Source organism: Acidovorax sp. CCYZU-2555 (assembly GCF_018413525.1).
In the GTDB taxonomy this organism is placed as follows: domain Bacteria; phylum Pseudomonadota; class Gammaproteobacteria; order Burkholderiales; family Burkholderiaceae_C; genus Comamonas.
In genome coordinates this window covers 18,779-44,015 of sequence record NZ_JAHCDD010000036.1, presented here as the reverse complement: position 1 = coordinate 44,015, position 25,237 = coordinate 18,779, and the positions used below count along the sequence as shown (strand labels likewise).

The 25,237-nt window shown below is 65.0% G+C and carries 22 protein-coding genes; 10 read left to right on the top strand and 12 right to left on the bottom strand.

Going from position 1 to position 25,237, the window contains the following annotated elements; genetic code table 11:
• The first annotated feature begins 69 nt into the window (after nt 1-69).
• A complete protein-coding gene (locus tag KHY18_RS14060) occupies nt 70-1,095 on the top strand; it encodes an LD-carboxypeptidase (protein WP_213300820.1) in 1,026 nt (341 codons plus the stop codon).
• A 52-nt stretch (nt 1,096-1,147) separates the two neighbouring features.
• Here the strand turns inward: KHY18_RS14060 and KHY18_RS14055 are convergent, their stop codons facing one another.
• Together KHY18_RS14055 and KHY18_RS14050 are read right to left on the bottom strand one after the other, a co-directional pair.
• Nucleotides 1,148-2,113, bottom strand: a complete 966-nt coding sequence (locus KHY18_RS14055; RefSeq protein WP_213300816.1) for an ankyrin repeat domain-containing protein — start codon at nt 2,111-2,113, stop codon at nt 1,148-1,150.
• Between the two features lie 219 nt (nt 2,114-2,332).
• Nucleotides 2,333-2,713 (bottom strand): hypothetical protein, encoded by a 381-nt coding sequence (locus KHY18_RS14050; protein WP_213300813.1) that lies wholly within the window; start codon nt 2,711-2,713, stop codon nt 2,333-2,335.
• Between the two features lie 144 nt (nt 2,714-2,857).
• Here KHY18_RS14050 and KHY18_RS14045 point away from each other — a divergent pair, with 144 nt between their 5' ends.
• Nucleotides 2,858-5,395 (top strand): penicillin acylase family protein, encoded by a 2,538-nt coding sequence (locus KHY18_RS14045; protein WP_213300810.1) that lies wholly within the window; start codon nt 2,858-2,860, stop codon nt 5,393-5,395.
• Nucleotides 5,396-5,398: 3 nt separating this feature from the next.
• On the opposite strand, the gene KHY18_RS14040 is transcribed toward KHY18_RS14045, so the two are convergent.
• The 5 genes from KHY18_RS14040 to KHY18_RS14020 all read right to left on the bottom strand — a co-directional run bounded on the left by KHY18_RS14040 (nt 5,399) and on the right by KHY18_RS14020 (nt 12,884).
• Entirely contained in the window at nt 5,399-6,748 is a 1,350-nt protein-coding gene (locus KHY18_RS14040) for a TolC family outer membrane protein (RefSeq protein WP_213300807.1), read from the bottom strand.
• 4 nt (nt 6,749-6,752) lie between these two features.
• A complete protein-coding gene (locus KHY18_RS14035; protein WP_213300804.1) occupies nt 6,753-8,117 on the bottom strand; it encodes an HlyD family type I secretion periplasmic adaptor subunit in 1,365 nt (454 codons plus the stop codon).
• 53 nt (nt 8,118-8,170) lie between these two features.
• Nucleotides 8,171-9,895 carry a type I secretion system permease/ATPase gene (locus KHY18_RS14030; protein WP_213300801.1) on the bottom strand — a complete coding sequence of 575 codons (1,725 nt, stop codon included), beginning with the start codon at nt 9,893-9,895 and terminating at the stop codon, nt 8,171-8,173.
• Between the two features lie 37 nt (nt 9,896-9,932).
• A complete protein-coding gene (locus KHY18_RS14025; RefSeq protein WP_213300799.1) occupies nt 9,933-11,675 on the bottom strand; it encodes a type I secretion system permease/ATPase in 1,743 nt (580 codons plus the stop codon).
• A 351-nt stretch (nt 11,676-12,026) separates the two neighbouring features.
• Nucleotides 12,027-12,884: an IclR family transcriptional regulator domain-containing protein gene (locus tag KHY18_RS14020; protein ID WP_213300797.1), complete on the bottom strand. Its 858-nt coding sequence runs from the start codon at nt 12,882-12,884 to the stop codon at nt 12,027-12,029.
• A 570-nt stretch (nt 12,885-13,454) separates the two neighbouring features.
• Between KHY18_RS14020 and KHY18_RS14015 the strand changes: the two genes are divergently transcribed.
• Complete coding sequence (locus KHY18_RS14015; RefSeq protein WP_213300795.1) at nt 13,455-14,855, top strand: serralysin family metalloprotease; 1,401 nt, start codon at nt 13,455-13,457, stop codon at nt 14,853-14,855.
• Nucleotides 14,856-14,968: 113 nt separating this feature from the next.
• Complete coding sequence (locus tag KHY18_RS14010; protein ID WP_213300793.1) at nt 14,969-15,343, top strand: AprI/Inh family metalloprotease inhibitor; 375 nt, start codon at nt 14,969-14,971, stop codon at nt 15,341-15,343.
• A 15-nt stretch (nt 15,344-15,358) separates the two neighbouring features.
• Here the strand turns inward: KHY18_RS14010 and KHY18_RS14005 are convergent, their stop codons facing one another.
• Nucleotides 15,359-16,288 (bottom strand): alpha/beta fold hydrolase, encoded by a 930-nt coding sequence (locus tag KHY18_RS14005; protein WP_213300791.1) that lies wholly within the window; start codon nt 16,286-16,288, stop codon nt 15,359-15,361.
• Nucleotides 16,289-16,414: 126 nt separating this feature from the next.
• Between KHY18_RS14005 and KHY18_RS14000 the strand changes: the two genes are divergently transcribed.
• From KHY18_RS14000 to plsY, 3 genes are all read left to right on the top strand, one after another.
• On the top strand, nt 16,415-17,473 hold the full coding sequence (locus KHY18_RS14000) for an aldo/keto reductase (RefSeq protein ID WP_213300788.1): 1,059 nt from the start codon (nt 16,415-16,417) through the stop codon (nt 17,471-17,473).
• Entirely contained in the window at nt 17,470-17,964 is a 495-nt protein-coding gene (gene ybaK / locus KHY18_RS13995; protein ID WP_213300785.1) for a Cys-tRNA(Pro) deacylase, read from the top strand. The genes KHY18_RS14000 and ybaK overlap by 4 nt, the downstream gene beginning before the upstream one ends.
• A gap of 79 nt (nt 17,965-18,043) precedes the next feature.
• Nucleotides 18,044-18,706 (top strand): glycerol-3-phosphate 1-O-acyltransferase PlsY, encoded by a 663-nt coding sequence (gene plsY / locus KHY18_RS13990; protein ID WP_213300783.1) that lies wholly within the window; start codon nt 18,044-18,046, stop codon nt 18,704-18,706.
• Between the two features lie 23 nt (nt 18,707-18,729).
• Here the strand turns inward: plsY and KHY18_RS13985 are convergent, their stop codons facing one another.
• Nucleotides 18,730-19,407, bottom strand: coding sequence for a retropepsin-like aspartic protease family protein (locus tag KHY18_RS13985; RefSeq protein WP_213300781.1), 678 nt, complete (start codon nt 19,405-19,407; stop codon nt 18,730-18,732).
• Nucleotides 19,408-19,417: 10 nt separating this feature from the next.
• Nucleotides 19,418-19,903, bottom strand: coding sequence for a YajQ family cyclic di-GMP-binding protein (locus tag KHY18_RS13980; protein ID WP_213300780.1), 486 nt, complete (start codon nt 19,901-19,903; stop codon nt 19,418-19,420).
• Between the two features lie 110 nt (nt 19,904-20,013).
• On the opposite strand from KHY18_RS13980, the gene murB reads away from it, so the two are divergent.
• From murB to KHY18_RS13965, 3 genes are all read left to right on the top strand, one after another.
• Complete coding sequence (gene murB, locus KHY18_RS13975; protein WP_213300778.1) at nt 20,014-21,099, top strand: UDP-N-acetylmuramate dehydrogenase; 1,086 nt, start codon at nt 20,014-20,016, stop codon at nt 21,097-21,099.
• A 173-nt stretch (nt 21,100-21,272) separates the two neighbouring features.
• On the top strand, nt 21,273-21,911 hold the full coding sequence (locus tag KHY18_RS13970; RefSeq protein ID WP_213300776.1) for a DUF6806 family protein: 639 nt from the start codon (nt 21,273-21,275) through the stop codon (nt 21,909-21,911).
• A complete protein-coding gene (locus tag KHY18_RS13965; protein ID WP_249729127.1) occupies nt 21,911-22,480 on the top strand; it encodes a M48 metallopeptidase family protein in 570 nt (189 codons plus the stop codon). Before KHY18_RS13970 ends, KHY18_RS13965 begins: the two co-directional genes overlap by 1 nt.
• Nucleotides 22,481-22,676: 196 nt before the next feature.
• Here KHY18_RS13965 and murI read toward each other — a convergent pair whose 3' ends face one another.
• Together murI and KHY18_RS13955 are read right to left on the bottom strand one after the other, a co-directional pair.
• A complete protein-coding gene (murI, locus tag KHY18_RS13960) occupies nt 22,677-23,525 on the bottom strand; it encodes a glutamate racemase (RefSeq protein ID WP_213300774.1) in 849 nt (282 codons plus the stop codon).
• 116 nt (nt 23,526-23,641) lie between these two features.
• The gene (locus KHY18_RS13955) at nt 23,642-25,195 is read right to left on the bottom strand and encodes a fumarate hydratase (RefSeq protein ID WP_213300772.1); all 1,554 of its coding nucleotides are present in this window, start codon (nt 25,193-25,195) and stop codon (nt 23,642-23,644) included.
• Nucleotides 25,196-25,237: the final 42 nt, after the last annotated feature.

Below are 25,237 nucleotides of genomic sequence, written 5' to 3'. Positions count from 1 at the left end.
ATCCGCCCCAGGGGGCGTCCCCCTGGCCCCTGTCTTACTGGAGCAGGCTGCATCGACAGCCTGAATGCCTTGTCTTCGAAGTCCACCGAACACCACCACCATCACTCCCACGACCACCATGAGCATGACGCCGATGGCGCCTGCTGCGGTCATGCCTCCGGTCCGCGCCGTATCTATGTCTACTCGCCGTCGAGCGCGGTCAACGACAAGCCGGCGTTCAAGCGCGGCATCGCGCGCCTGCGCGCGCTGGGCCATGACGTCGAAATCGATGCCGACGCACTGTCGCGCTCCACGCGCTTCGCGGGCGACGACGCCACGCGGCTGGCCGCCATCCACCGCGCGGCTGCCAGCGGCGCCGACGTGGCGCTGATTTCGCGCGGCGGTTACGGCCTGGGCCGGCTGTTACCGCAAATCGACTACACGGCCGTGGCCAAGGCCGCCGAGGGCGGCACCAAGTTCGTCGGCTTGAGCGACTTCACTGCGTTCCAGAGCGCGCTGCTGGCGCGCGTCGGCGGCGTCAGCTGGGCCGGCCCGTCCCTGGGCGCCGATTTCGGCTCGGCCGAGGAGCCAGACGACATCATGCTCGACTGCTTCGACGACCTGCTCGCGGGCCGGGGCGAAGGCAGCGGCTGGCGCATGAACAAGGAGGCGGCGCGTGCCGATGGCTCGCCGGCCGTGCCCGATATCTATCTGCAGGATGCAACGCTGTGGGGCGGCAACCTTGCGATGCTGGCCTCGCTGGTCGGCACGCCTTTCCTGCCCGATGTGCCGCGCGGCATCCTGTTCATCGAGGATGTGAGCGAACACCCCTACCGCGTCGAGCGCATGCTGAGCCAGTTGCTCTACGCCGGCGTGCTGGCCAAGCAGCAGGCCGTGGTGCTGGGCCAGTTCACGGGCTACAAGCTAGCCGCGCACGACAAGGGCTTCAAGCTGCAAAGCGTGGTCGACTGGCTGCGCACGCAGATCAATGCACCGGTGCTGACCAACCTGCCTTTCGGCCACGTCGAGACCAAGGTGCTGCTGCCCGTGGGCGCGAAAGTTTCACTGTCCGTCGAAGGACGTGACGCGCTGATTTATTGGGGCCATACCCATTGAGTGATTGAGTGCACGGGGCCCGGCGGCAAGGCTTGCGGCCGGGCGAACGGCATCAGCAAAGACCTGCTGCTGGCGCGGGATCCATGTCCTGTGGCGTTCCAACGATTCGGATGCCTTCCCCAGGCTCCCGGCTGGGGTCGCTGGCGGCAGGGCAGCCATGGCTGTCAGGCGCTTCGTCGGCTGAAAAGGAATACTCTTCACTTTTGATGTTGTTCTCGTGAAGGCCGCTTTTGTATTTGTTCAGCAGCCTGAAAATATCTGGGTAGTCCTGTGCGCTCTGGAGTACGAAGGGGTGGATTTTCACCGTGTGGTTTTCGGATTGCGCCACGATTTCATTCAGATTATTTATCAGGATATCCTTATTCCCTTTTTTTACAAGCTGGGATAAACTGAGTGCAAAATCCAGATCCTTCGTGCTTTCTGCTGAAAAAGTTGCAGACTCAGTATTTTCGCGAGTTGTCTGTCCATAAAAAAGCATGGAATATAGCGCGATGTTTTCCTTCTGGAAAGCAAGCTCCAGCGGGCTCAGTTTGTAGGCGTTCTCTATGTGCAAATCTGCGTCGTATGTCAGCAGAATTCGGGTCATTTCCAGGCTTTCTTCTTCTATGGCCTCCAGCAAGGCAGTGGAGTGATTCCTGTTCGCGTGGTTGACGTCAGCGTGGTTCTTCAGGAATTTCACCAGGAATTCCGCCTTGCCGTAGCGAGCGGCAAGTATCAACGGTGTATCGCCCTTAGCGTTCTCCTGGTCGAAGAATTTACGCCGTACTTCTGTCTCCATAGCCTTGCAGGATGGTGAAAGATTCGGTTTTTCGAAATTTTCGTCGAATGTGTCGAATATTGTTCCAATAATTTCGTAATTATCCGACTCGATCAATTCATGGAGAAAAGAAGTGCTGTGTTTTTTGGCATGGCACAGAAGCTCGAAATTATCCGAAATGAGTCGTTTGATCAATTGGATATCGGATGCTTTAGCGGATGTTTTCAGTAAATAATATAAATTGGCAATTTGTGGGTTCATGATGGGCCGCACGGATGAGAGGACAGGACAGTTGGCAGACCGCATGCTGAATCGCCGGGCGCAGGCCTTGCGGCAGTGCCGGGACCGGCCGCTGAAGGCGCCAGCGCGGCGCATGCGCTGAGAGAACTGTCATTATTGACTATCAAGTTCTGTAAATCGATAGTATTTGTCTAATCTCTGTGTAGGATAGCGCGACTGTCCGCTTGCCGTGCCACCGCGCTATTCGAGGTAGCGGCCCTGCTCCTTCTTGCGCGCGCGCATGCCCTTGCGCAGGAACAGGTGGGTGCCGCCTTGCACCGCCAGCGGCTGGTGCGTGTCGCCCGCAAGATGCGCGTCCACGCGCGCTTCGAGGTTGTCGAGCAGCGACTGCAGCGCCGCGCGTTCGGCCTCGGGAAGTTCGGGGTGCTCCTGCAGAAAGCCTTGCAGAAAGCTGCGCGCATCGGCCAGCAGCGCCTCGCGGGTCGGCGCCAGCGAGTGGTAGCTGGCGTCATGCAAACCCGGCGTTTCCGTGCCCAGCAGATAGCAGCCTATATAGTCACCGCGTGTCTCGCCGACCTCGGGGTCGCGGCTGAGTTTTTTGAAGAGATCGAAGGGCCACATACAGCGTGCAATAAGGAAGATCGGGCCGCGCGGGCGCGCGGAAAGCTTCTGATTGTGGCAGGCCGGGGGTAAGCCCGCGCTGCGGCTTGCGCGTACAACAGTTACAAGAGCATTTGCTGCGGCAGACAACAACAGGAGAGCGCAATGGGCACAGGGAGGTTGGCAGGAGTGGCGAAGTGGGGCGCGATCGCCTTGGTCGGGCTGGCCTTGCTCGGGGGCACGGCGCTCGCGGTCTATGCGCTGCGCACGCAGGCGCCGCTCGACGGCCGGCTGGCCGTGGCCGGACTCGCGCAGCCGGTGCAGGTGCGGCGTGATGCCGCCGATGTCACGCATATCGCGGCCCGCTCGCCGCAAGACCTGTGGCGCGCGCTGGGCCATGTGCATGCGCAGGAGCGCAGCTGGCAGCTCGAGTTCAACCGCCGCGTGATGCACGGCACGCTGTCCGAAGTGCTGGGCCCGGCGACGCTGGAAACCGACAAGCTGATGCGCGCGCTCGACATTCGCGGCGCCGCGCAGCGCCAATATGCGGGCCTGCCGCTGCAGGCGCGCGAAGCCTTGCAGGCCTATAGCGAGGGCATTGCGGCCTTCCATGCGGCCAGGCCCCAGGCGCTGACGCCCGAATTCCTGCTGCTGGGCGTGACGCCGGGCCGCGACGGCGGGCAAAACGGCGCGCCCTGGTCGCCCGAAGACAGCGTGGGCTGGGCGCTCATGATGGCGCTCGACCTGGGCGGCAACTGGGGCAACGAGTTCGCGCGGCTGTCGCTGCTGCGCGGCATAGACACCGCACGCCTGTGGCAGCTGATGCCGCCATACCCCGGCGAATCGCCGGCCACGGCCACCGACCTCGCGGCGCTGTACCGCGGCCTGGGCGTGTACGCCAAGGACGAAGCGGCGGCAGCGCCCGTGGCCGCGGGCCTGCCCGGTCTTGGCGGCGCGATCGCCCAGGCGCGCGCCGACTGGGCCCAGGCGCTGGCCCAGGAAGCCGGCAGCAACGACGGCAAGGGCAGCAACAACTGGGTGCTCGCGGGCGCACGCAGCAGCAGCGGCAAGCCGTTGTTGGCCAACGACCCGCACCTGGGCCTGAGCGCGCCCGCCATCTGGTACTACGCGCATCTGCAGGCGCCGGCCGGGAAGTCCGGCGACGGCACGGTCATCGGGGCGATAGACACCATAGGCGCGACGCTGCCCGGCCTGCCTTTCGTGGTGCTGGGCCGCACGGCGCGCGTCGCCTGGGGCTTCACCAACACCAGCCCCGATGTGCAGGACCTGTACCTCGAACAGATCGATGCCGGGGACGCTACGCGCTATCGCACGCCCGAAGGCTGGGCGGCGTTCAGCGTGCGCGAGGAAGTCATTCGCATCAAGGGCCAGGCCGATCTGAAACTGCGGTTGCGCGCCACGCGCCACGGCCCGGTGCTCAGCGATGTGCAGGCCAGCCATGGCCAACTGCTCGACCTGTCGAAATATGTGCTCGCGCTGCGCTGGGCCGCGCTCGATGCCGACAATCACACGGTGCTCGCAGGCCTGCAGGCCAATCAGGCGCAGAACGTCGCCGAGTTGCAGCAGGCGTTTCGCCACTACCACTCGCCCATGCAGAGCATCGTCATGGCCGATGTCGACGGCGCGATCGCGTTCCAGGCCACGGGCAAGGTGCCGGTGCGCCACACCGACAATGACTTGCGCGGCGTCGCGCCCGCGCCGGGATGGGAGGCGCGCTACGACTGGCAGGGCTGGCTGGACCACGACCAGACGCCGCAAGACAGCGGCGCGCAGCAGGGCTGGATAGCGACCGCCAACCAGCGCATCACGGCGCCGGGCTACGCGCATTTCCTGACCCAGGACTGGCACCTGCCTTACCGTTACGACCGCATTGCGCAACTGCTGCAAGCGCGCCCGCTGCACGATCTCGACAGCCTCGCGGCGATACAGACCGATGTGACGTCGCTGGCCACGCAGCGGCTGCTGCCCGCGCTGCGCACCGCGGCCGCCCAGGCCAGTCATCCGCTGGCCGCGCCGGTCGCGCAGCTGCTGCGCGATTTCGATGGAAACATGGATGCGCGCCACAGCGCGCCGCTGGTGTTCGCGGCCTGGGCCGACGAACTCGCGCGCGGCCTGATCGTGCCGCGCATAGGCGCCGCGCGCTTTGCCGCGACCTATGGCAAGCGCGACTTCCGCGCGGGCGTCGAAGGCATTCTGGCGCGCGACGACGCCTGGTGGTGCGCGCCGCGCAGCTGCGCCGAGCAATCCGCGCAGGCGCTGGAACGGGCGCTCGATCGCCTGCAGGCCGCGTATGGCGCCCAGCCCGCGCAATGGCGCTGGGGCCGCGCCCACCCGGCCGTCAGCAGCCACCGGCCGCTGGGCAGCGTGGCCGCGCTGGCGCGTTTTTTCAATGTGCAGGCGCCGTCATCGGGCGACGGCTACACAGTCAATGTGGGCCAGTACAACGCGGGCGATGTCGCGGGCGGCGCGTTCGCCAACCGGCATGCGGCGTCGCTGCGCGGGCTTTACGACCTGGCGGATCTCGAGCAGTCGCGCTTCATCTTCCAGACCGGGCAAAGCGGCAACGTGTTCTCGCCGCGCTATTCAGACATGCGCGACGCCTGGGCCACGGGGCAGTACCGGCCGCTGCAGCGCATGCCGGCGCGGTGGGCGCATCAGCTGGTGCTGATGCCGGGGGGCTGAGGCTTACGGCAGCAGCCACGCATTCGCGCGTTCGATGTTCAGCAGGCGATCCTCGCCCGCGAGGCTGCGCAGATGCAGCTGGGCCAGCAGATAGCGGTAGCGCGCCTGGGCCAGATCGCGCAAGGTGGTGGTGTGCTGCTGCTGCGCCTGGAGCACGTCCAGCGTGGTGCGGCTGCCCGCCTGCAGCGATTTCTGGTTCGACAGCAACGCCTGCTGGGCCGAGCGTTCGGCCTGCTCGAGCGCGCGCACGCGCAGCACGCCTTCGGTCATGGAGCGGAACTCCTGGTGCACGCGCACGCCCAGATCGCGCCTTGCGCTTTCAAGCGCTTCGCGCGCGCGCTCCTCGCTGGCCAGCGCCTGGCGCACCTGAGAATTCACCGCGCCGCCCGCGTACAGCGGAACGTTCAGCTGCAGGCCCACCGACTTCTGCGCATAGCGTGAATTGACGCTGGACACGCTGTCGCTCTGACTGCGCGACCATTGCGCCACGGCGTCCAGCGTAGGCAGATGGCCGGCCTGGGCCTTTTGCACTTCGAGGCGCGCGGCCTCGCCCTGGGCGCGCAGCGCCTGCAGTTCGGGGCTTGCGGCTTCGGCGCGCGCGATCCAGTCGTCCAGGCGCTGCAGTTGCGGCGCGGTGGGCACGAAGCGCGGCACATCGAGGCCGGCCAGCGCCGCGGCGCTCTGTCCCGTGAGCACTTCGAGGCGGCGCTGCGTGAACTCGACGTTCTGCGTGATTTCCAGCTCCTGGGCCAGCGTCATGTCGAGCCGGGCCTGGACTTCATCGACGTCGGTGCGTGCGCCCGTGCCCGCCGCGAAGCTCTTGCGCGCGGCATCGAGCTGCGTGACATTGCTGGCCTTTTGCGCCTGCAGCAGCGCGATCTGGTCGCGCGCCAGCAGTGCGTCGAAATAGGCTTCGCTGACGCGCACCACGAGCGCCTGTTCATCGCGCTCCAGCGAGGCGTTGGCCTCGTCGACCTGGGCGCGCGCCTGCCCGACCTGCGCGCCAAGGTAAGGGCGGTACAGCGGCTGGCGCACGCTCAGCGTCTGGTTGCCGCTGTAGTAGTCGTTGCTCGCGCGCCGCGGCTGGCCGAACGCATCGGAGCTCTTGCTCTCGAGGTCGTTGTAGTTGCGTGTCGCGCTCAGCGTGACCTGCGGGCGCCGCTGGGCCAGGGCCTGGGGCAGGCGTTCGCGCGCGGCGTCGGCACCGGCGCGCGCCGCGCGTATCGAGGCGTCATGGGTGAAGGCGGCGTCGTAGGCCTGGCGCAGATCCAGTGCCTGGGCGGGCGCTGCCAGGCCCGTGGCCAGCAGCGCGCAGGCCTGCAGGTGCCGCAGTGAGAGGGAGGCGAAAAGCATGGCGTCACTCTTCCGTCATCGATGCGGCGATGCGCTTGGTCAGCGGGTGCAGCAGATAGGTCAGCAGGCTGCGCTCGCCGGTCTTGAAGACCACTTCGACGGGCATGCCCGGCTGCATCTGGCGCTTGCCCAGGCGTTGCAGGCCTTCGGTCGTGACTTCGATGCGCGCCAGGTAGTAGCTGACCATGGTCTGCGGATCGGTCAGCAGGTCGGACGAGACCGACTGCACCTTGCCCGGCACCACCAGCTGCGGCGAATGGGCGAACGACGAGAAGCGCACATCGACGGGCAGCTCGGCCTGCACGCGGTCGATCAGGTGGGGCGCGACCTGGGTTTCGAGCAGCAGCGGGGCGTCGCCGGGAACGATGTCCATCAGCTTCTGGCCGGGCTGCACCACGCCGCCCACGGTCTGCGCCGCCAGGCCCACCACCTGGCCCTCGGCGGGCGCCTTGATTTCCATGCGCGCGAGTTCATCGGTCAGGGCCTTGAAGCGCTCCTGCTCGGCCAGCACTTCGCGGTCCACTTCGGCGAGCTGGGTCTGGACTTCCTTGCGCTGCTCCTGCTGGCGCGAGAACGCGCGCTGGCGCAGCTCGGCCATGCTGCGCTGGGCGCGCACGGTGTTGCCTTGCAGGTCGGCGATGGCGCTGCCCGAATCGGCCACCATGCGTTCGAGTTCGAGCTGGCGGTTGCGCGGCGCATAGCCTTCGCTCACCAGGCCGCGCAGGTTGCGCAGTTCTTCGCCCAGCGAGTCCTGCTGCACTTGCCGGTTGCCCAGCATGCGCGTATAGGCCTGCTGCATGCCGCGCTGGCCTTCGATGCTCTCCTCGATCGACTGCAGGTCCGAACGCAACAGGTGATTGCGCGTCGCGAACAGCTGCTCCTGGGTCTGCATGTGCTGGCGGATCAGCGGGTCGGCCGCGGCCGCGTGCAGATCTTCGTGAAACACCAGTTGCGGCGCACCCGCATGTTCGGCCATGAGCCGCGCCTGCATGGCGCGCAGGCCCAGGTAGCGCTGGCGGGTCGACTCGAGGTTGGCGCGCGCTGCGGCGGTGTCGAGGCGCATCAGCAGCTGGCCTTCGCGCACGCGGTCGCCTTCGCGTACCAGCACTTCGGTGACGATGCCGCCCGACAGGTGTTGCACGGTCTTGCGCTTGGTGTCGATGGCCACCATGCCGGCGCTGGGAACGCCTTCGTCGAGCGGCGCGACCGCTGCCCAGAGCAGAAAGCCGCCGAAGCACACGGCCAGGGTGTACAGGCCTATGCGGCCTATGCGGCGCCCATCGCTGGCGTTGTCCGCGGGTGCGGCAGGGCCGGCATCGCGGGCAGCGTTCACCGGGGCGGAATGGGGAGTGGAAAGGGAGTGGGCCATGAAAAGACTCGTTGTATTTGGATAAGGGGGGAGTGCGTCCGCAAGCCGGTACTTCAGAGCGCCAGCAGGCGTGGCGACGGGGTGCCGGCGGGCGCGGTGTTGCGAATCGAGGCGAGCACGGCATCGCGTGCGCCGTCGCGCTCCACCAGGCCGTTGCGCAGCACCACCACGCGATCGGCGGCCGCGAGAATGCCCTGGCGGTGGGTGACGATCACCACCGTGCTGCCTTGGGTGCGCAGCTCCTGGAGCACATGTACCAGCGCGGCTTCGCCAGCGTCGTCGAGATTGGCGTTGGGCTCGTCGAGCACCACCAGGCGCGGGCGGCCATAGATGGCGCGCGCGAGTGCAATGCGCTGGCGCTGCCCGCCAGACAGCAGGTTGCCGGCCTCGCCCATGGGCGTGTCGTAGCCCTTGGGGAAGCGCAGGACCATCTCGTGCAGTCCGGCGCTGCGCGTCGCGGCGATCACCTTGTCGGGATCGATGTCGCCGAAGCGCGCGATGTTCTCGGCAATCGAGCCTTCGAACAGTTCGATGTCCTGTGGCAGGTAGCCGAGATACGGGCCGAGTTCGCGCCGGTCCCAGCCGGCCAGCGGCCGTTCGTCGAGCAGCACTTCGCCGCTCACCTGCGGCCACACGCCGATGATGCAGCGCGCCAGCGTCGACTTGCCCGAGCCCGAAGGCCCCAGGATGGCCGTGATCGAGCCGGGCTCGAGCTGCAGCGTCACGCCTTGCAGGATGGGTGTCGCGCGCGCCTGTGCATGGGCCACGACATCGCGCAGCACCACGCTGCCTACAGGCGCCGTGCGCTGCAGGCGCGGATCGCGCTGCGGATGCGCCTGCAGCAGGCTTTCGAGGCGGCCAAATGCGGCGCGCGCCGCGATGAAGCCGCGCCAGGTGCCGACCAGCTGATCGATGGGCGCGAGGGTGCGTGTCATCAGCACATTGGCGGCGATCATTTCGCCGGGCGACAGCTGGTTGTTGATGACCAGCAACGCGCCCGCGCCCAGGCCCAGCGATTGCTGGGCGTAGCGAATGAACTTGCTCCAGGCGGTGATGCGGTGGGTCAGCGACTGCGCCTTGCCGTGCAGGCCCTGGGAGCGGCAGTAGCGCTGCGTCCAGTGCGGCAGCAGATGGTGGACCATGCCCATGGGTTCTAGCACTTCGACATTGCGCAGCTTGCTTTGCAGGTAGCTGCGCGCTTCGGTCGACGCTTCGGTCGCGGCCTGGGCCGGCGCGACCGACTTGCGGTGGCCGAACCAGACCAGCCCGGCCTGGGCCAGCGCAAAGCACAGCGCAATGCCGGCCAGCACGGGGTGCAGCAGATACAGCACGCCCAGATAGATAGGCGTCCAGGGCGCATCGAACAGCGCGAAGATGCCGTTGCCCGTGAGGAACTGTCGCACCTGCAGCAGATCGCCGAACGCGCGCTGCGCGGCGTCGCCCTGGCGGCTCAGGCGGGCCTCGAAACTGGCCTCGAAGATGCGCGCGCCCAGCAGGTTGTCGAGCCGCACGCCGCTGCGCACCAGCACCTTGGAGCGCATCCATTCGGAAAACGCCATCACCATGAACAGAAACAGGGTGATCAGCGACATCATCAGCAGCGTCAGCTCGTTCTGGCTCGCCATGACGCGGTCGAAGACCTGCAGCATGTACATCGTGGGCGACAGCAGCAGCAGGTTGGCCAGCATGCTGAACAGGCCGACCATCGCGAATTCGCGGCGAAAGGACCACAGTGCCTGCGTCAGTTCGCTGCGTTGGAAAAAAGCGGGGGATTTCATGCGAGAAATTCCTGGAGATAGGAGGGGAAGCACCGCATCAGGCCGGCGTGGCTTGCATCGCGGCGGGCGCGGGCTGCGCCGGCGCCGGGCGTGCGGCCTGGGCGAGCGCGGCCAGCACTTCGGCGCGCGGGCCGAATGCCTGCTGGCGGCCGTCGCGCAGCACCAGCAGCTTGTTGGCGAGCTGCAGCGCGCTGCCCAGGTGGGTGATGACCACGAAGGTCGTGCCCAGGGCGCTGGCGCTATGGATGGCATGGGCCAGCGCCGCATTGCCTTCGTCGTCGAGGCTGGAGTTGGGCTCGTCGAGCACCACCAGCACCGGCTGGCCGTAGAGCGCGCGCGCCAGGGCCAGGCGCTGGCGCTGGCCGCCCGAAAGCCGTGCGCCGCCATCGCCGATCGGGCTGTCGTAGCCGCCCGGCAGTTCCAGGATGAATTCGTGCATTCCGACGGCGCGCGCCGCGGCTTCGACCTGGGCCGGCTGCACCGGGCCGAAGCGCGCGATGTTCTCGGCCACCGTGCCGTCGAACAGCTCCACGCCCTGGGGCAGGTAGCCCAGATGGGGGCCGAGTTCCTTCTTGTTCCAGCCGTGGATGTCGGCGTCGTCGAGCCGCACCTTGCCGCTTTGCGCCGGCCACAGGCCCACGAGCATGCGCGCCAACGATGTCTTGCCGCTGGCCGAGGGGCCGATCACGGCGAGCACATCGCCCGGGTTCAGCGCGAAAGAGATGCCGCGCAGCAGCGACGCCTGGCCGCCGCCGGGCGCGCCCGCCACCAGTTGCTCCACCTGCAAGCGACCGCGCGGCGCGGGCAAGGCCATGCCCTGGGCGCGCTGCGGCACGGCCTGCAGCAGCTGCTCCAGCCGGCCCCAGGCGTCACGCACATTGACCACCGCCTGCCACTGCGCGACGGCCTGCACCAGCGGGGCGAGCATGCGACCGCCGAGGATGGAGCCGATCATCATCATGCCGCCGCCCCCGTTGAGCTGGTTGTGCAGCAGCAGCCAGCAACCCAGGCCCAGCAGCAGCGAGCCCAGCGTGTTCTGCAGCAGCTTGCCCAGCGCCTGGAAACCTCCCGCGCTTTCCGAGGCCTGGGCCTGCAGCGCGAGGAAACGGCGCTGCTTTTCCAGCCAGCGGCCCTGCAGGTTCTGCAGCATGCCCATGGACTCGATGACTTCGGCGTTGCGCAGGCTCGAATCGGCATATTGCTGCGCCGCGAACGAGGTGCGATTGGCCTCCATCAGGCGCGGCTTGGTGCGCCGTTCGTTGCACCACGCGACCGTGACTTGCAGCAGCGCGAACACCACCGCCGACCAGCCCAGCACCGGGCTGATCATGAACAGCAGCACCATCATCAGCAGCGCGATCGGCGCTTCCATCAAGGCCAGCAGCGCGGGCGAAAACAGGAAATCGCAGACCAGCTTCAAGTCGCTCAGCGGCTGTGTGCTGCCGCCGCCCGCGCGCTGCAGCCGGGCCGCGAAGATGGCGTTGAAAATGCGTTCGCGCAGCTGGGAGTCGAGCTCGACGCTGGCGGTGCGCATGATTTCGCTGCGCGCCCATTCCAGCACTTCCATCAGCGCATAGGCGACGAGCACGGCGATGGTCAGCATCAGCAGCGTCAAGTGGCTGCGGCTGTTCACGACGCGGTCGTAGACCTCGAGCATGTAGACCGATGGCGCGAGCACCAGCAGGCCGGCCAGCAGGCTGAATCCGCCGGCACGCACGAAATAGGGTTTGAGCGCGGCCAGGGCCGCACGCAATTCAGTGGAAGAAGAAGTGGTTTTCATGTACTTGTAGTCAGGTTTGCGGGCCCGGCCGCATGCCAGGCGGTGTCGTGCACCGGTGTTGCCATTGCCCGACCACGCCTTGGAGCGGGCGGGAGCAGGGATGGCGAACAGAACATCGACATGATGGATATATTATAGTTTTTAACTATCAATACAAGTAGGACAATAGTGCATTCGTGTTTTGGGAACGAAAAACCTCGTCTGTGCGGTCGCTGGGCGCTGGCCTGACATGAGTGGTCACAGCCCGGGCGAAGTTCCGTGGCTTGTGCCTGGCGTGTCGCAAGCCGCGCGGGCGCATGGCGCCAGTCGCGCAAACGCGCAGGCGATTTGGCGCGCAGCGCCTTGCCGCATTCAGGCAGGCGTTGCGGGCCGCAGCGCCAGTGGCGCATATTCAGGCGGATGGGCGAACCAGGGCTCGCTGTCGCGGCCTATGCGCTCGGCCAGTTCTTTCAGGACCGGAAGGTATTTGTCTTCGATCGCACGCTGGTCGACGGAGGCGTTGGGATAGACCATGTTGATGGCCGCAATCAGTTGCCCCGCGCTTTTGACGGCCAGGCCTATCGCCGAGAAATCCGGTTGGTCCTGCCACTCTCCGCGGTTGATCGAATAGCCCGTCTGCCGGGTGATCTTGAGCATGCGATCGATTTTTTTTCGCTCCCTGGCCATTTCGCCGATTTCGTCCTGGCGCAGGCTCAGCAGCTTGAGGATGTTTTCGAGCTGCTCCTCGTCGCAGGCGGCCAGATAGGCGCGGCCCACGGCGGTATCGAGCACCGGCAGCCGCGTACCGATCATGGAGTGGTGCTGCGAAAGCATGCTGAAGCGGTGGGTGCTTTCGCGTATCACCATGAATTCCGACTCCAGCGTCGCCAGGTCGCAAGGCCACATCAGCGGTTTGACGTAGGCGCGCAGCAGGGGCGCGGCCACGCGCGCAATCCATTCTTCCTCGATGAAGCCTTCGCTCAGGCTGCGCACTTCAAAGGTGAGGCAGTACTGTCCTTCCCTGTCGGTGGGGCGCACCAGGCCGCATAGCCGCAAGGTCTCCAATATGCGTTTGACTGAAGGTCGGGGGATGCCGCTCATGCGGCTGAGTTCGCTGGTCGTGCAGATTCCCCCATGGGCCTGATTCATGCACCGGAGCAATTCAATGCCGCGCTGCAGACTCCGAATCTCCTTGTAGGCCGTATTGGGCTGATCTGTTGGGCTGGGCATGGCGGCATCCCTAGGCGTTTTCCCGGACGATTTTGTTCACCTGATGGACGCAATTTACGGCCGATTGTCCTTTCACGACAATCGGTCATCACCGATTGGAAATGTCGGTGAATCGGTTGAATGCGCTGACGACATTGGACCGCACGCGGATGGGCTTCGAAGGAATTTCGACTGTGCTTCATCTTTTTTGAAATGACCTCTGTGGCGTGATTCGCCATATCACGCAATTTTGCATCGGCAAGTCTGTGTATTTTTCCGCATCAGTCGATGCGGCTGGCAAAGTACTTCCGAAAAATCAAGGAGTCGCAATTTTTGAGAAAAGCATAAATTTTCATTTCACGCGTATCTTGGGGAAAGATATATCGACGAATCAGTCATGAGTGCTTTGTGTTGGTGATTCAGGTCTATGTCGCAATGATGTCCTTCTGTGAATTCACGTCGAATCTCGGTTCGCGATATTTTTGGTCACACGTATTGCATGGAATAAGAGAACTGAAAAGCAATTTTTTTATATTTAAAAGGTAAGTAATGAGTGTCAATAAAGTTTACTCTTCGGCATCTTTGAATTCCGTGAACAGTGTTCTGAACAACTCGAATCGTGGTGGCGATGCGGGGCGAAATTACAAGCCCTCTTACGATGTGGATGCGGCCGGCAAGCAGATCACGCGCGACAACAAATCGTGGAACGGCCCGGGCGTGCTGGGCAAGGAAGCCGATTTGACCTATTCGTTCCCCGATTGGCAGTACAACCAATACAACGTGGGACGCAATACCAAGCTCAGCGCGTTCACGCTCCAGCAGCAGGAGCAGGCCGAGCTCGCGCTGCAATCCTGGTCCGACCTCGCCAACATCACGTTCACCAAGAACAGCCCGACGGAAAAATCCAACATCACGTTTGGCAACTACGTGGGCCAGGGCCAGGCCTACGCCATGATGCCGTACTCGTATGCGCCCAAGGACTACCGAGGCCACAGCACCGACGGGCAAAGCTGGTTCAACATCAACTATTCGCAGGCCAGCCAGCGCGACGGCCTGTATTCGAACCTGCACCCCGAGCTGGGCAACTACGGACGATTGACCATCACCCATGAAATCGGTCATACGCTGGGTCTGAACCACCCGGGAAATTACAACGCCGGCCAGGGCAATCCTACCTATCGAAATGCCTCGTATGCGGAAGATACTCGGCAGTACAGCAGCATGAGCTACTGGAACGAGACCAACACCGGCGGCGACAACAAGGGCCACTATGCGTCGGCGCCGCTGATGGACGATATCGCCGCCATTCAACGGCTTTATGGCGCCAACATGGAGACACGCACCGGTGATACGGTCTATGGCTTCCATTCGAATTCCGACCGGGATTTCTTCACGATAAAGAGTGCCGAACAAAAGCTGGTGTTTTCCGTGTGGGATGCGGGCGGCAACGATACTTTCGATTTTTCCGGCTATCGAGAAAATCAGAACATCAACTTGAACGAAGCTTCATTCTCCGATGTGGGCGGCTTGAAGAAAAATGTCTCGATTGCAAAGGGAGTGACGATAGAAAATGCCATAGGTGGATCGGGCAACGACGTCATCGTGGGCAACGACTCCGGGAATTTCATCGATGGCGGCGATGGAAACGATGTGATCTACGGCGGTGCCGGCCAAGACATCCTGAAGGGCGGCAAGGGGTTGGATATTTTTGTGTACAAGAACGCATCCGACTCAACGCTGGATTCTCCCGACAAAATAATGGATTTCGAGACGGGCATCGATAAGATCAACTTGTCTTTCTTCAATGCGGGCAAGCCAGGGTTTATCCACTTTGTGGATCAATTCACAGGCGCCGCGGGAGAGGTGGTATTGTCCTACGATGCGCAAACCAACACCAGTGATATCTTGCTGAATGTCAATAATGACACTGTTCCTGATTTGAAGATTCAATTGGTCGGGCAGGTCGATGCAGTGCAGGATTTCATCCTCTAACTGATTGGATGAAAGCCCGTCGAAATACGGGTTTTCATCCTTTTGCGATTTGTCGCCCGGTTCAATGGCTGCAAGAGGCAAGGAGCTTTGTCATATTTTGAAAGTCCGAGGCCATGAAACTCATTTCTCCTTTTTTATTTTCAATTATGGTTACAACCACCGCGCTGGGCAGCTCGCTGCCCTTGCCCCATCCCAAAGATCTGGTGGGTGATTGGATCGTGTCCGATGCCCGGCAGTTTTGCGCCATCCATCTCTGGATAGACGAAATCCCGCAGGCCAATGGCTACCGCTTGACCATAGACGCGCGCGCCGGCGCCTGCACTTTCCCGCTGGATGCCGTGGCTTGGCGTCCTGCTCCGGATGGAATTTCCCTTCTCGACCACGAGGGAACCACGCTGATCTTCTTTTCGCAGGAAGCGGGCGGCTATCGCAGCCACATCGCCAGCGAGCACGGCATGCGGCTGCAAAGGAAAAAAGCCGCCGAATGACGGCCGGGCCCGCGGCTACGGGGTGCGCAGAAAATCCTCGATCAGCCGCGCCACGGCCTGGGGCTGGTCGTGGTGCAGCATATGGCCCGCATCATCGACGCGCGCCGTGCGGCAGTCGCGCACCTGGGTCAGCCGCGCGTGGTACTCGGCCAGCGAGTAGCGGCCCTGGTTCCATTGCGCCAGGCTGTCGTCGCTGGCCTCGATGGCCAGCGTGGGCGCGGTGATGGCGGCATACAGCGCGAGCACTTCGTCGACGCGAAACAGATGCGGGTTGACGACCTTGTGCGCGGCGTCGCCCAGGATGTGCCAGCGGCCGTCGGCGTCGGGCGCGGCCCAGTGCCGGGCCAGCCACATTGCCTTGTCCTGGTCTATGCGGCGATTGGTCTTGCGCAGCCGCTGGGCCACGCCTTCGAGGCTGTCATAGCTCTTGAGATCGAGATCGCCGCGCGCCAGTGCGCGCGTTTCATCGAGCCATTGCGCATAGCGCGCGGGCGCCTCGCCGGCCTGCGTAGGCGCCAGGCCAAAGCCCTCGAGGTTCACCAGGCGCCGGATACGCGCTGGCCGCGCGCCCGCATAGAGCATGGCCACGTTGCCGCCCATGCTGTGGCCGACCAGATCGACGGCCTGGCCGGGCGCGTAATGTTCGAGCAGCAGGTCCAGGTCGGCGAGGTAGTCGACAAACTGGTAGTGGTCGACGCGCGCGGCCGGCTTCGTGAGGCCGAAACCGCGCCAGTCGGCGGCGATGATCGTGCGCCCCGCGAAGAAGTCTTGCGAGAACGCGTCGACGACAAATTGATAGGACGCAGCGACATCCATCCAGCCGTGGGCAAGCACCAGCGGCGCCAGCGCGCTGTCTGCATTTTCCGGCTCCCATAGTCGCACGTGGTAGTCGATGCCGCGCAGGGGCAGGTATTCGGAACGGCTGGGGCGTTGAACGGTGTACATGGACGCAATTATTTCCCCGCGCCGCAGCATCCGCAGTCGTCGCAGGGACAGCCGCGGTTTCTTCGCGGCAAGGGCCGCAGTATTCCGTAAACTGGCGGGTCCCATTCCAAGCCCCCCGGAGATTGCATGCACAAGGTTCAGTTAGGAAAAAGCGATTTGCAGGTCACGCCCATTTGCCTGGGAACGATGACGTTCGGCGAGCAGGTAGCGCAAGCCCAGGCCCATGCAATCCTCGACCGTTCGCTCGAGCTGGGCGTCAATTTCCTCGACACGGCCGAGATGTATTCCGTGCCCACGCGCGCCGCGACCTTTGGCTCGACCGAAACCATTCTGGGCAACTGGTTCGCCAGCCGCCCCGGCGTGCGCGACAAATTGGTGCTCGCGAGCAAGGTCGCGGGCCCGTCGCGCGGCATGCCCTGGGTGCGTGACGGCGCGGGCATGACCGCCGCCGACATCGTCGCCTCGTGCGATGCCAGCCTGCGCCGGCTGCAGACCGATGTCATCGACCTCTACCAGATCCACTGGCCCGAGCGCCATGTGCCGGCGTTCGGCGCCATGTACTACGACCCCGCCAAGGAAACTTCGCAGACGCCTATCCACGAACAGCTCCAAGCGCTGGCCGGCCTGGTGCGCGCGGGCAAGATCCGCCATGTGGGCCTGTCGAACGAAACGCCCTATGGCGTGCATGAATTCGTGCGCCTGGCCGAGGCCCATGGCCTGCCGCGCGTGGCGAGCATCCAGAACCCGTACTGCCTGCTCAACCGCGGCTATGAGAACGCGCTCGACGAAACCTGCGACCGGCTCGATGTGTCGCTGCTCGCCTATTCGCCGCTGGGCGTGGGCCTGCTCACCGGCAAGTACGATGCCAGCGGCATCGAGGGCCCCGAGGCGCCCCAGGGCACGCGGCTGTCGTACGAATCGGTGCGCAAGCAGCGCTGGGGCCGCCCCGATGCGCTGGTCGCCGCGCGCCGCTACAACCAGCTGGCGCGCGACAACGGTCTGAGCCCCACGCAGATGGCGCTGGCGTTCTGCTACACGCAGCGCTGCGTGGCCAGCACCATCATCGGCGTGACTTCGCTGGCCCAGCTCGAGGAAGACTGCGCGGTCTGGGGCACGCAGCTGCCCGCGGCGCTACTCGCCGACATCAACCAGTTGCGCTGGGAAATGCGCGACCCCGCGGTATGAGCAAGAAGTCGGCCCATGTGAGCGAGACTCCGGCCACGCAGCTGCTGCGCGCGAACCGGGTCGAGTTCACCGAGCATCCCTACGAATACCAGGAGCATGGCGGCACCTCGCACAGCGCGGCCAGCCTGGGCTTCGAGGAGCACAGCGTGGTCAAGACGCTGATCATGCAGGACCAGGACGCCAAGCCGCTGATCGTGCTGATGCACGGCGACTGCAAGGTGTCGACCAAGAATCTTGCGCGCCAGATCGGCGCCAAGTCGGTCGAGCCCTGCAAGCCCGACGTCGCCAACCGGCACAGCGGCTATCTGATCGGCGGCACCTCGCCGTTCGGCACGCGCCGCGCGATGCCGGTCTACATAGAGCAAAGCATTCTGGAGCTGCCGCGCATCGCGATCAACGGCGGGCGCCGCGGTTTTCTCGTGCAGATCGATCCGCGGGTATGTCTGGATCTGTTGAAAGCCCAGCCGGTGCAGTGCGCGCTGGCAGAATAGCAGTCCCGCGCGGCGGGCGTGCGCACGCCTGCGCGACTGTTTTTTGGCATACCGGCCCGATGCGGGCCAAGGACTTGAATTGAACGCGTTTTATCCTTTCCTCGCGACGCTGGCCGCGTACCTCATCGGCTCGCTGTCGTTCGCCGTGATCGTCAGCCGCGTGATGGGCCTGCACGACCCGCGCACCTACGGCAGCGGCAACCCCGGCGCGACCAATGTGCTGCGCTCGGGCAGCAAACCCGCGGCGATCGCCACGCTGCTGCTCGACGCGCTCAAGGGCTGGCTGCCGGTGATGCTGGTGCAGTGGTTCGGCAAGCCTTATGGCCTGGGCGACGGCACGCTGGCCGCGGTCGCGCTCGCGGCCTTCCTGGGTCATCTCTACCCGGTGTTCTTCCGCTTCAAGGGCGGCAAGGGCGTGGCCACGGCGCTGGGCGTGCTGCTGGGCATCAGCGGCTGGCTGGGCCTGGCGACGGCGCTGACCTGGCTGATCATCGCGGTCTTCTTCCGCTATTCGTCGCTGGCCTCGCTGGTGGCGGCGGTGTTCGCGCCGGTCTATTACGTGCTGTTCGGCGGCGTGCTGTGGTACACCGAAGGCCCGGTCACGGCGGCCATCGTCGCCATGGGCCTGCTGCTCATCTGGCGCCACCGCGAAAACATCCAGCGTCTGATCGCGGGCAAGGAGTCGCGCCTGGGCAAGAAGTCGGACCCCGCCAAGGCCGCGGGCAAGAACAAGCGCGGCTGAAGCAGCCCAGCGCCGCTGTCGTTTCAGCGGCGCTTTTCGAGCACCATCTGGTCGCCCTGGCGCGTCATGTGGAAGTCGGCCAGAAAGCTGTTGCCCAGCAGCACGAATGGCATGGCCTGGGGCGTGACCACGGCGTCTACGCCGCGCGCTTCGAGGCCGCCTATGCGCACCGAGTCGAGCCGCAGGCGCCAGCCGCGCACCGCGCCGTTGGCCGTGCCCATCTGCACGCTCTGGCCCTGCAAATAGGGCAGGCCCAGGCGGTCGGCTTCAGCCCGGCCTATTGCCACGGCGCTGGCGCCGGTATCGACCAGATAGCGCATGGGCTGGCCGTTGATCTGGCCCTGTTCGATGAAATGGCCCTGGCTGTCTGCGTACAGCACCAGCCGCGCCGGCCCGCCGGCCGCAGGGCGTGCGCCCAGCTGCACCGGCGCTTCGCCCAGGCGCAGCCGCTGCTGGCGGCCCGCGATATCGACCAGCGCTTCGTCAGGCCCGACCTTGAGCACGCGCACCGCGCCCAGGCTTTCGCCCGCGGCCAGCGTGCGCGGCGCGCCGCCATCGATCACCAGCAGCGCCTTGCTGCCCAGAACCCCGGTCAGTGCGACCGACTGGGCGCCGGCTGCGCCGGGCAGACTCAATGCAAGGACCAGGCCGGCCGAGAACAGGCCGGCAGACCGCTGACGCAGGCCACGGGGCGCGGGCATGGGGGGAAGCTCAGTCGCGGAAGTTGTTGAAGGACAGAGGCACGTCGTCGATTTCCTTGCGGATCAGCGCCATGGCGGCCTGCAGGTCGTCGCGCTTGGCGCCGGTGATGCGCACTTTCTCTTCCTGGATCGCGGCCTGCACCTTGAGCTTGCTTTCCTTGATCAGCTTTTGCAGCTTCTTGGCCAGCTCGGACTCGATGCCGTTGCGCACCTTGACGACCTGCTTGAGCTTGTCGCCGCCGATCTTCTGCGCTTTCTGGATGTCGAGAAAGCGCACGTCGACGCTGCGCTTGGTCAGCTTGTTGCGCAGCAGGTCTTCGACCTGGGTCAGCTGGAAGTCGGCATCACCGTACATGGTGATTTCCTTGTCCTTGAGTTCGACGGCGGCCGACGAGCCCTTGAAGTCGAAACGCGTGGCGATTTCCTTGGCGGCGTTCTCGACCGCGTTCTTGACTTCCACGAAGTCGGCTTCGCAAACGGTGTCAAAAGATGGCATGTGAATTTCTCTTTCCTGAAAGGGGCGGTGTAGCGCACGGCGGGCAGGCGGGCGACGGCGGCAAAGCCGGTGGCCAGCGGGCCTCTGGTCGGGGTGCGACAATCCAGCCGATGTTAGTCGAGAAAAATGTACCCTTGCAGCACAGCAATACCTTTGGCATCGCGGCCCGCGCCCATGCCCTGGTGCGCGTGCATTCCGAAGACGATGTGCGCGCCGTGCTCGCCGACCCGTTCTGGGGCCGGCGCCCGCTGCTGGTGCTGGGCGGCGGCAGCAATATCGTGCTGACCGGCGATGTAGAACCCCTGGTGCTGAAGATGGAAATCCAGGGCATGCGCGTGGCCGATGAAACGCCCACGGCCTGGATCGTCGAAGCCGGCGCGGGCGAGCGCTGGCACGATCTGGTGGCCTGGACGCTGGACCAGGGCCTGCCGGGCCTCGAAAACCTGGCGCTGATTCCCGGCACCGTGGGCGCGTCGCCGGTGCAGAACATCGGCGCCTATGGCGTCGAGTTGCAGGACCGTTTCGATTCGCTCGATGCGATCGATCTGGTCACGGGCCAGGGCTTCACGCTCGACGCCGCGCAATGCGCGTTCAGCTACCGCGACTCGGTGTTCAAGCATGTTCCGGCCGAGCCCCTGGGCCCACGCTCGGCCGCGCCGCGCGGCATGGGCCTGGCGGGCCGCGCCGTGATCACGCGCGTGCGCTTTGCGTTGCCCAAGGCCTGGAAGCCCGAAATCGGCTATCTGGACATAGAACGCAAGCGCGCCGAAGCCGGCATCGAGCGGCCCACGGCGCGGCAGGTCTTCGACTGGGTCTGCGAAATTCGCCGCGCCAAGCTGCCCGACCCCGAAGTGCTGGGCAATGCCGGCAGCTTCTTCAAGAACCCCACGGTGACGGCCGAGCAGTGCGCCGACATCATCGCGCGCGAACCGCGCATCGTGCATTACCCGCTGGCCGACGGCAGCATCAAGCTGGCCGCGGGCTGGCTGATCGACGCCTGCGGCTGGAAAGGCAAGACCATGGGCAAGGCCGGCGTCTACGAGCGCCAGGCGCTGGTGCTGGTCAACCGCGGCGACCGCCATTCCGATGACGCCAGCGTCACGGGCGGCGAAGTGATGACGCTGGCGCGGGCGATACAGACCAGCGTCTACGAACGCTTCGGCATACGCCTGGAGCCCGAGCCCGTCGTCGTCTGAGCCTGCTGTACGCGCAGCGGCGCGGGCGTTACGATACATGCGAAAATAGGCCGTCTCGGCACGGCGGGATGTCCGGGCTGCATGGTGCCCCCGGACAGCGCTTGAAAATTGCCTCCATAACGACACGTCATAAACAGCGGTTTTCCCCGACAAGTGCCCCAGCGAGATTCGATATGTCAAGTTACAACCCTCCTTTTGAAATCCACGTTCACGGCCAAGTGGTGTTGACGGCCCAGACCAGCTTCGAACAGCTGCAGGAAGCGCTCAAGCCGCTGTGGACCTACGCCGGCGCGCGGTCGCTGGCCGATGGCGCGACCAGCGTCTACGAAGAAGAGCCGGGTATCCAGTTCGACGCGCGCGAGCACCGCCTGCAGATTTGCTGGACCGTGCGCGGCGACGAAGATTTCCGCCAGACGCTCGACGAGATGTGCATGAGCCTCAACGAGCTGTCGGAGCAGGGCGCGGCGATCGAAGTCACGTTCTACGACACCGAATTCGATGACGACGAAGAGGCCGACGAAGCCGAATCGCGCGACGACTTCCTGATGCTGTTCGTGGGCCCCACGCCCGCGGCCATCATGCAGGTGCAGCGCGACCTGCTGGTGCAGGACGTGGTCAACATGATGGAGCGCCACTTCGACGGCGCCGAACTCGGCGGCGTGGTCGCTGAAATCGACAAGCTGTTCTCGCTGCGCTTCGACGCGCTGGTGAATTCGCTCGAAATCGGCAAGCCGCCGCGCGGCCCCGGCGGCTCGGGCGGCGGCTCCGGCCACGGCAGCGGCGGCAATCGCCGCCCGCGCCACCTGCACTGATGCCTGCAGGCGCGGCGCGAGCGCCGCATCTGGGCAGCACGGCGATGGACCTGCCTTATCTGCGCTCCTATCCCGCTCACCTGCAGGAACAGGTGCGCGCGCTGCTGGCCAACGACGGCACGGCAGCGCTGCTGCGCCGCAAATACCCGCAGGCGCATGCGCTGCGCACCGACAAGGCGCTGTACGAGTACACCGCCGAGCTCAAGTCGCGCCACCTGCGCAATGGCGGCACGGTGCACAAGGTGATGTACGACAGCAAGATCCATGTGGTGCGCAATGCGCTGGGCCTGCACACCAGCCGCGCGCTGGTGCAGGGCGGCAAGCTGTCGGCGCGCCACGAGATTCGCGTGGCGTCCATGTTCAAGAACACGCCCGAGGAATTCCTGCGCATGATCGTGGTCCACGAACTCGCCCACCTGCGCGAGAAAGACCACGACAAGGCTTTCTACCAGCTGTGCGCGCACATGGAGCCGTCATACCACCAGTATGAGTTCGATGTGCGGCTGTATCTGACCCACCTCGATGCGGGGGGCGGGCGGCTGTGGGGTGAGGTGCCAGCGGCGGCTTGAGGCTTGGCATGCCGGCCCTTCGACAGGCTCAGGGCGAACGGTTTTTGTCGTTCATGCCTCTGTCCTTCGGCAGGCCCGGGGCGGACGGTTTTTTTCGTTCCCGCCTTGGTTCTTCGACAGGCTCAGGGCTAGGCACCCACGGTTTTCCGTTCGCCCTGAGTTGATCGAAGGGTGAACGGCCCAGCCTCGAATTGCGTCACGCAATCTCTATATGCGCACAATGCCCCGCAGGCAAATCGAGCCAGCGCTGGGCTGCGGCCTGCAGGCTGCTCAGGCCCCCCGTGGCGAACAGCTGGATCTGCGGCGCTGACTGGTCTTCGGGCGCGAGCATGTCGGTCTGGGCCAGCAGGCGGCGCACCTGGCGCGCGACGGGCGCGCCGGTGTCTATCAGCTGAACGTCGGGGCCCAGCAGCGCGCGCAGCTCGTCCTTGACGAACAGGTAGTGGGTGCAGCCCAGCACCAGCGTGTCGATCTCGCCGGTCTTGAGGCCGAAGCTGCCCAGGGCCTGCGTGTGTTTCGCGCAGCGCTCCCAGAGGTCGGTGGCCTGCATGTCGGCCGCGGGCGGCAACTCGGTCGCGAGTTCGATCGCGCGCGCCAGACCGTCGCAGGCCTGCACCTCGAATTTCGTGTTTTGTGAGTGCTCACTCAGCAGGCGTGCGAAGCGCGCGCTGCTCACCGTGCCGCGCGTGGCCATCACGCCCACATGGTGGGTCTGGCTGCTGAGCGAGGCCGGCTTGAGCGCGGGCTCCACGCCGATCAGCGTGAGATCGGGCATTTCGCGGCGCAGTTGCTCCACGGCCGCGGCGGTCGCGGTATTGCAGGCGATGACCAGGGCCTTGATGCCGTATTGCGCGCGCAGATGATGGGCGATGGCGCTGGTGCGCTGCTGCACGAACGCTTCGTCGCGCTCGCCGTAGGGCGCATGGCCGCTGTCGGCGACATAGACCAGATGTTCCCGGGGCAGTTCATGGCGCAGCGCCTGCAGGACGCTGAGGCCGCCGATGCCGCTGTCGAAAATGCCGATGGGAGAGGCTGCGTGGTGCATGGGAAAAGGCGGGGAGTGCGGGACGAAAAATGCGGGCCGAAACGGCCCGCATTCAAGTATGCCTTGTCCAGCGCAGGCATGCAGGATGCCGCTGCGCTCGCACAGGCCCCCGTGGCTCAGACCGCGCCGACGGAAATTCCCTTGAATTCGCCGGTCGCGATACGTTCCTTCCAGATCGCGGGGCCGGTGATGTGGGCGCTGGTGCCGCCCGCATCGACGGCCACGGTCACGGGCATGTCGACCACGTCGAACTCATAGATGGCTTCCATGCCCAGATCGGCAAAGCCCACGACCTTGGCGTTCTTGATCGCCTTGGAGACCAGGTAGGCGGCGCCGCCCACGGCCATCAGGTAGGCACTCTTGTGCTGCTTGATCGCCTCGATGGCGACCGGGCCGCGCTCGGCCTTGCCGATCATGGCGATCAGGCCCGTCTGCTCGAGCATCATGTTGGTGAACGAGTCCATGCGCGTGGCCGTGGTCGGGCCGGCGGGGCCCACAGCTTCGTCGCCCACGGGGTCCACGGGGCCGACGTAATAGATCACGCGGTTGGTGAAGTCGACGGGCAGCGTCTCACCCTTGGACAGCATGTCCTGGATGCGCTTGTGCGCGGCGTCGCGGCCGGTGAGCATCTTGCCGTTGAGCAGCAGCGTGTCGCCGGGCTTCCAGCTCGCGACTTCCTGCTTGGTCAGGTTGTTCAGGTCCACACGCTTGCTCTTTTGCGTGTCGGGGGCCCATTCGACCTTGGGCCACAGGTCCAGCGAAGGCGCGTCGAGGTAGACCGGGCCCGAGCCGTCCATCACGAAGTGGGCGTGGCGCGTGGCCGCGCAGTTGGGGATCATCGCCACGGGCTTGGAAGCCGCGTGCGTCGCGTACATCTTGATCTTGACGTCGAGCACGGTCGACAGGCCGCCCAGGCCCTGGGCGCCTATGCCCAGTGCGTTGACCTTTTCGTACAGTTCGAGGCGCATTTCCTCGACCTGGTCGAGCTTCTCGCCGCGCTGCGACTTGGCCTGGAGTTCATACATGTCCAGGTCTTCCATCAGGCTTTCCTTGGCCAGCAGCACGGCCTTCTCGGCGGTGCCGCCGATGCCGATGCCGATCATGCCCGGCGGGCACCAGCCCGCACCCATCGTCGGAATGGTCTTGAGCACCCAGTCGACAATGCTGTCGCCGGGGTTCATCATGATCATCTTCGACTTGTTTTCCGAGCCGCCGCCCTTGGCCGCGACCGTGATGTCGACCTTGTCGCCGGGCACGATCTGCGTGAAGATCACGGCCGGCGTGTTGTCCTTGGTGTTCTTGCGCGCGAAGTGGGGGTCGGCCACCACGGAAGCCCGCAGCGTGTTGTCGGGGTGGTTGTAGCCCTGGCGCACGCCTTCATTGATTGCATCCTCGATGCCGCCGGTGAAGCCTTCCCAGCGCACGTCCATGCCGATCTTGAGGAACACGTTGACGATGCCGGTGTCCTGGCAGATGGGGCGGTGACCGATGGCCGACATCTTGGAGTTCGTCAGGATCTGGGCCATCGCGTCCTTGGCCGCCGGGCTCTGTTCGCGTTCGTAGGCGCGCGCCAGGTGGGCAATGTAGTCGGCCGGGTGGTAATAGCTGATGTACTGCAGGGCGCCTGCGATCGAATCGATCAGGTCCTGCTGGCGGATCGTGGTGGTCATCGTGGGTTTTTTCTAGAAGGGAACATCGACAGCAACCCGGGA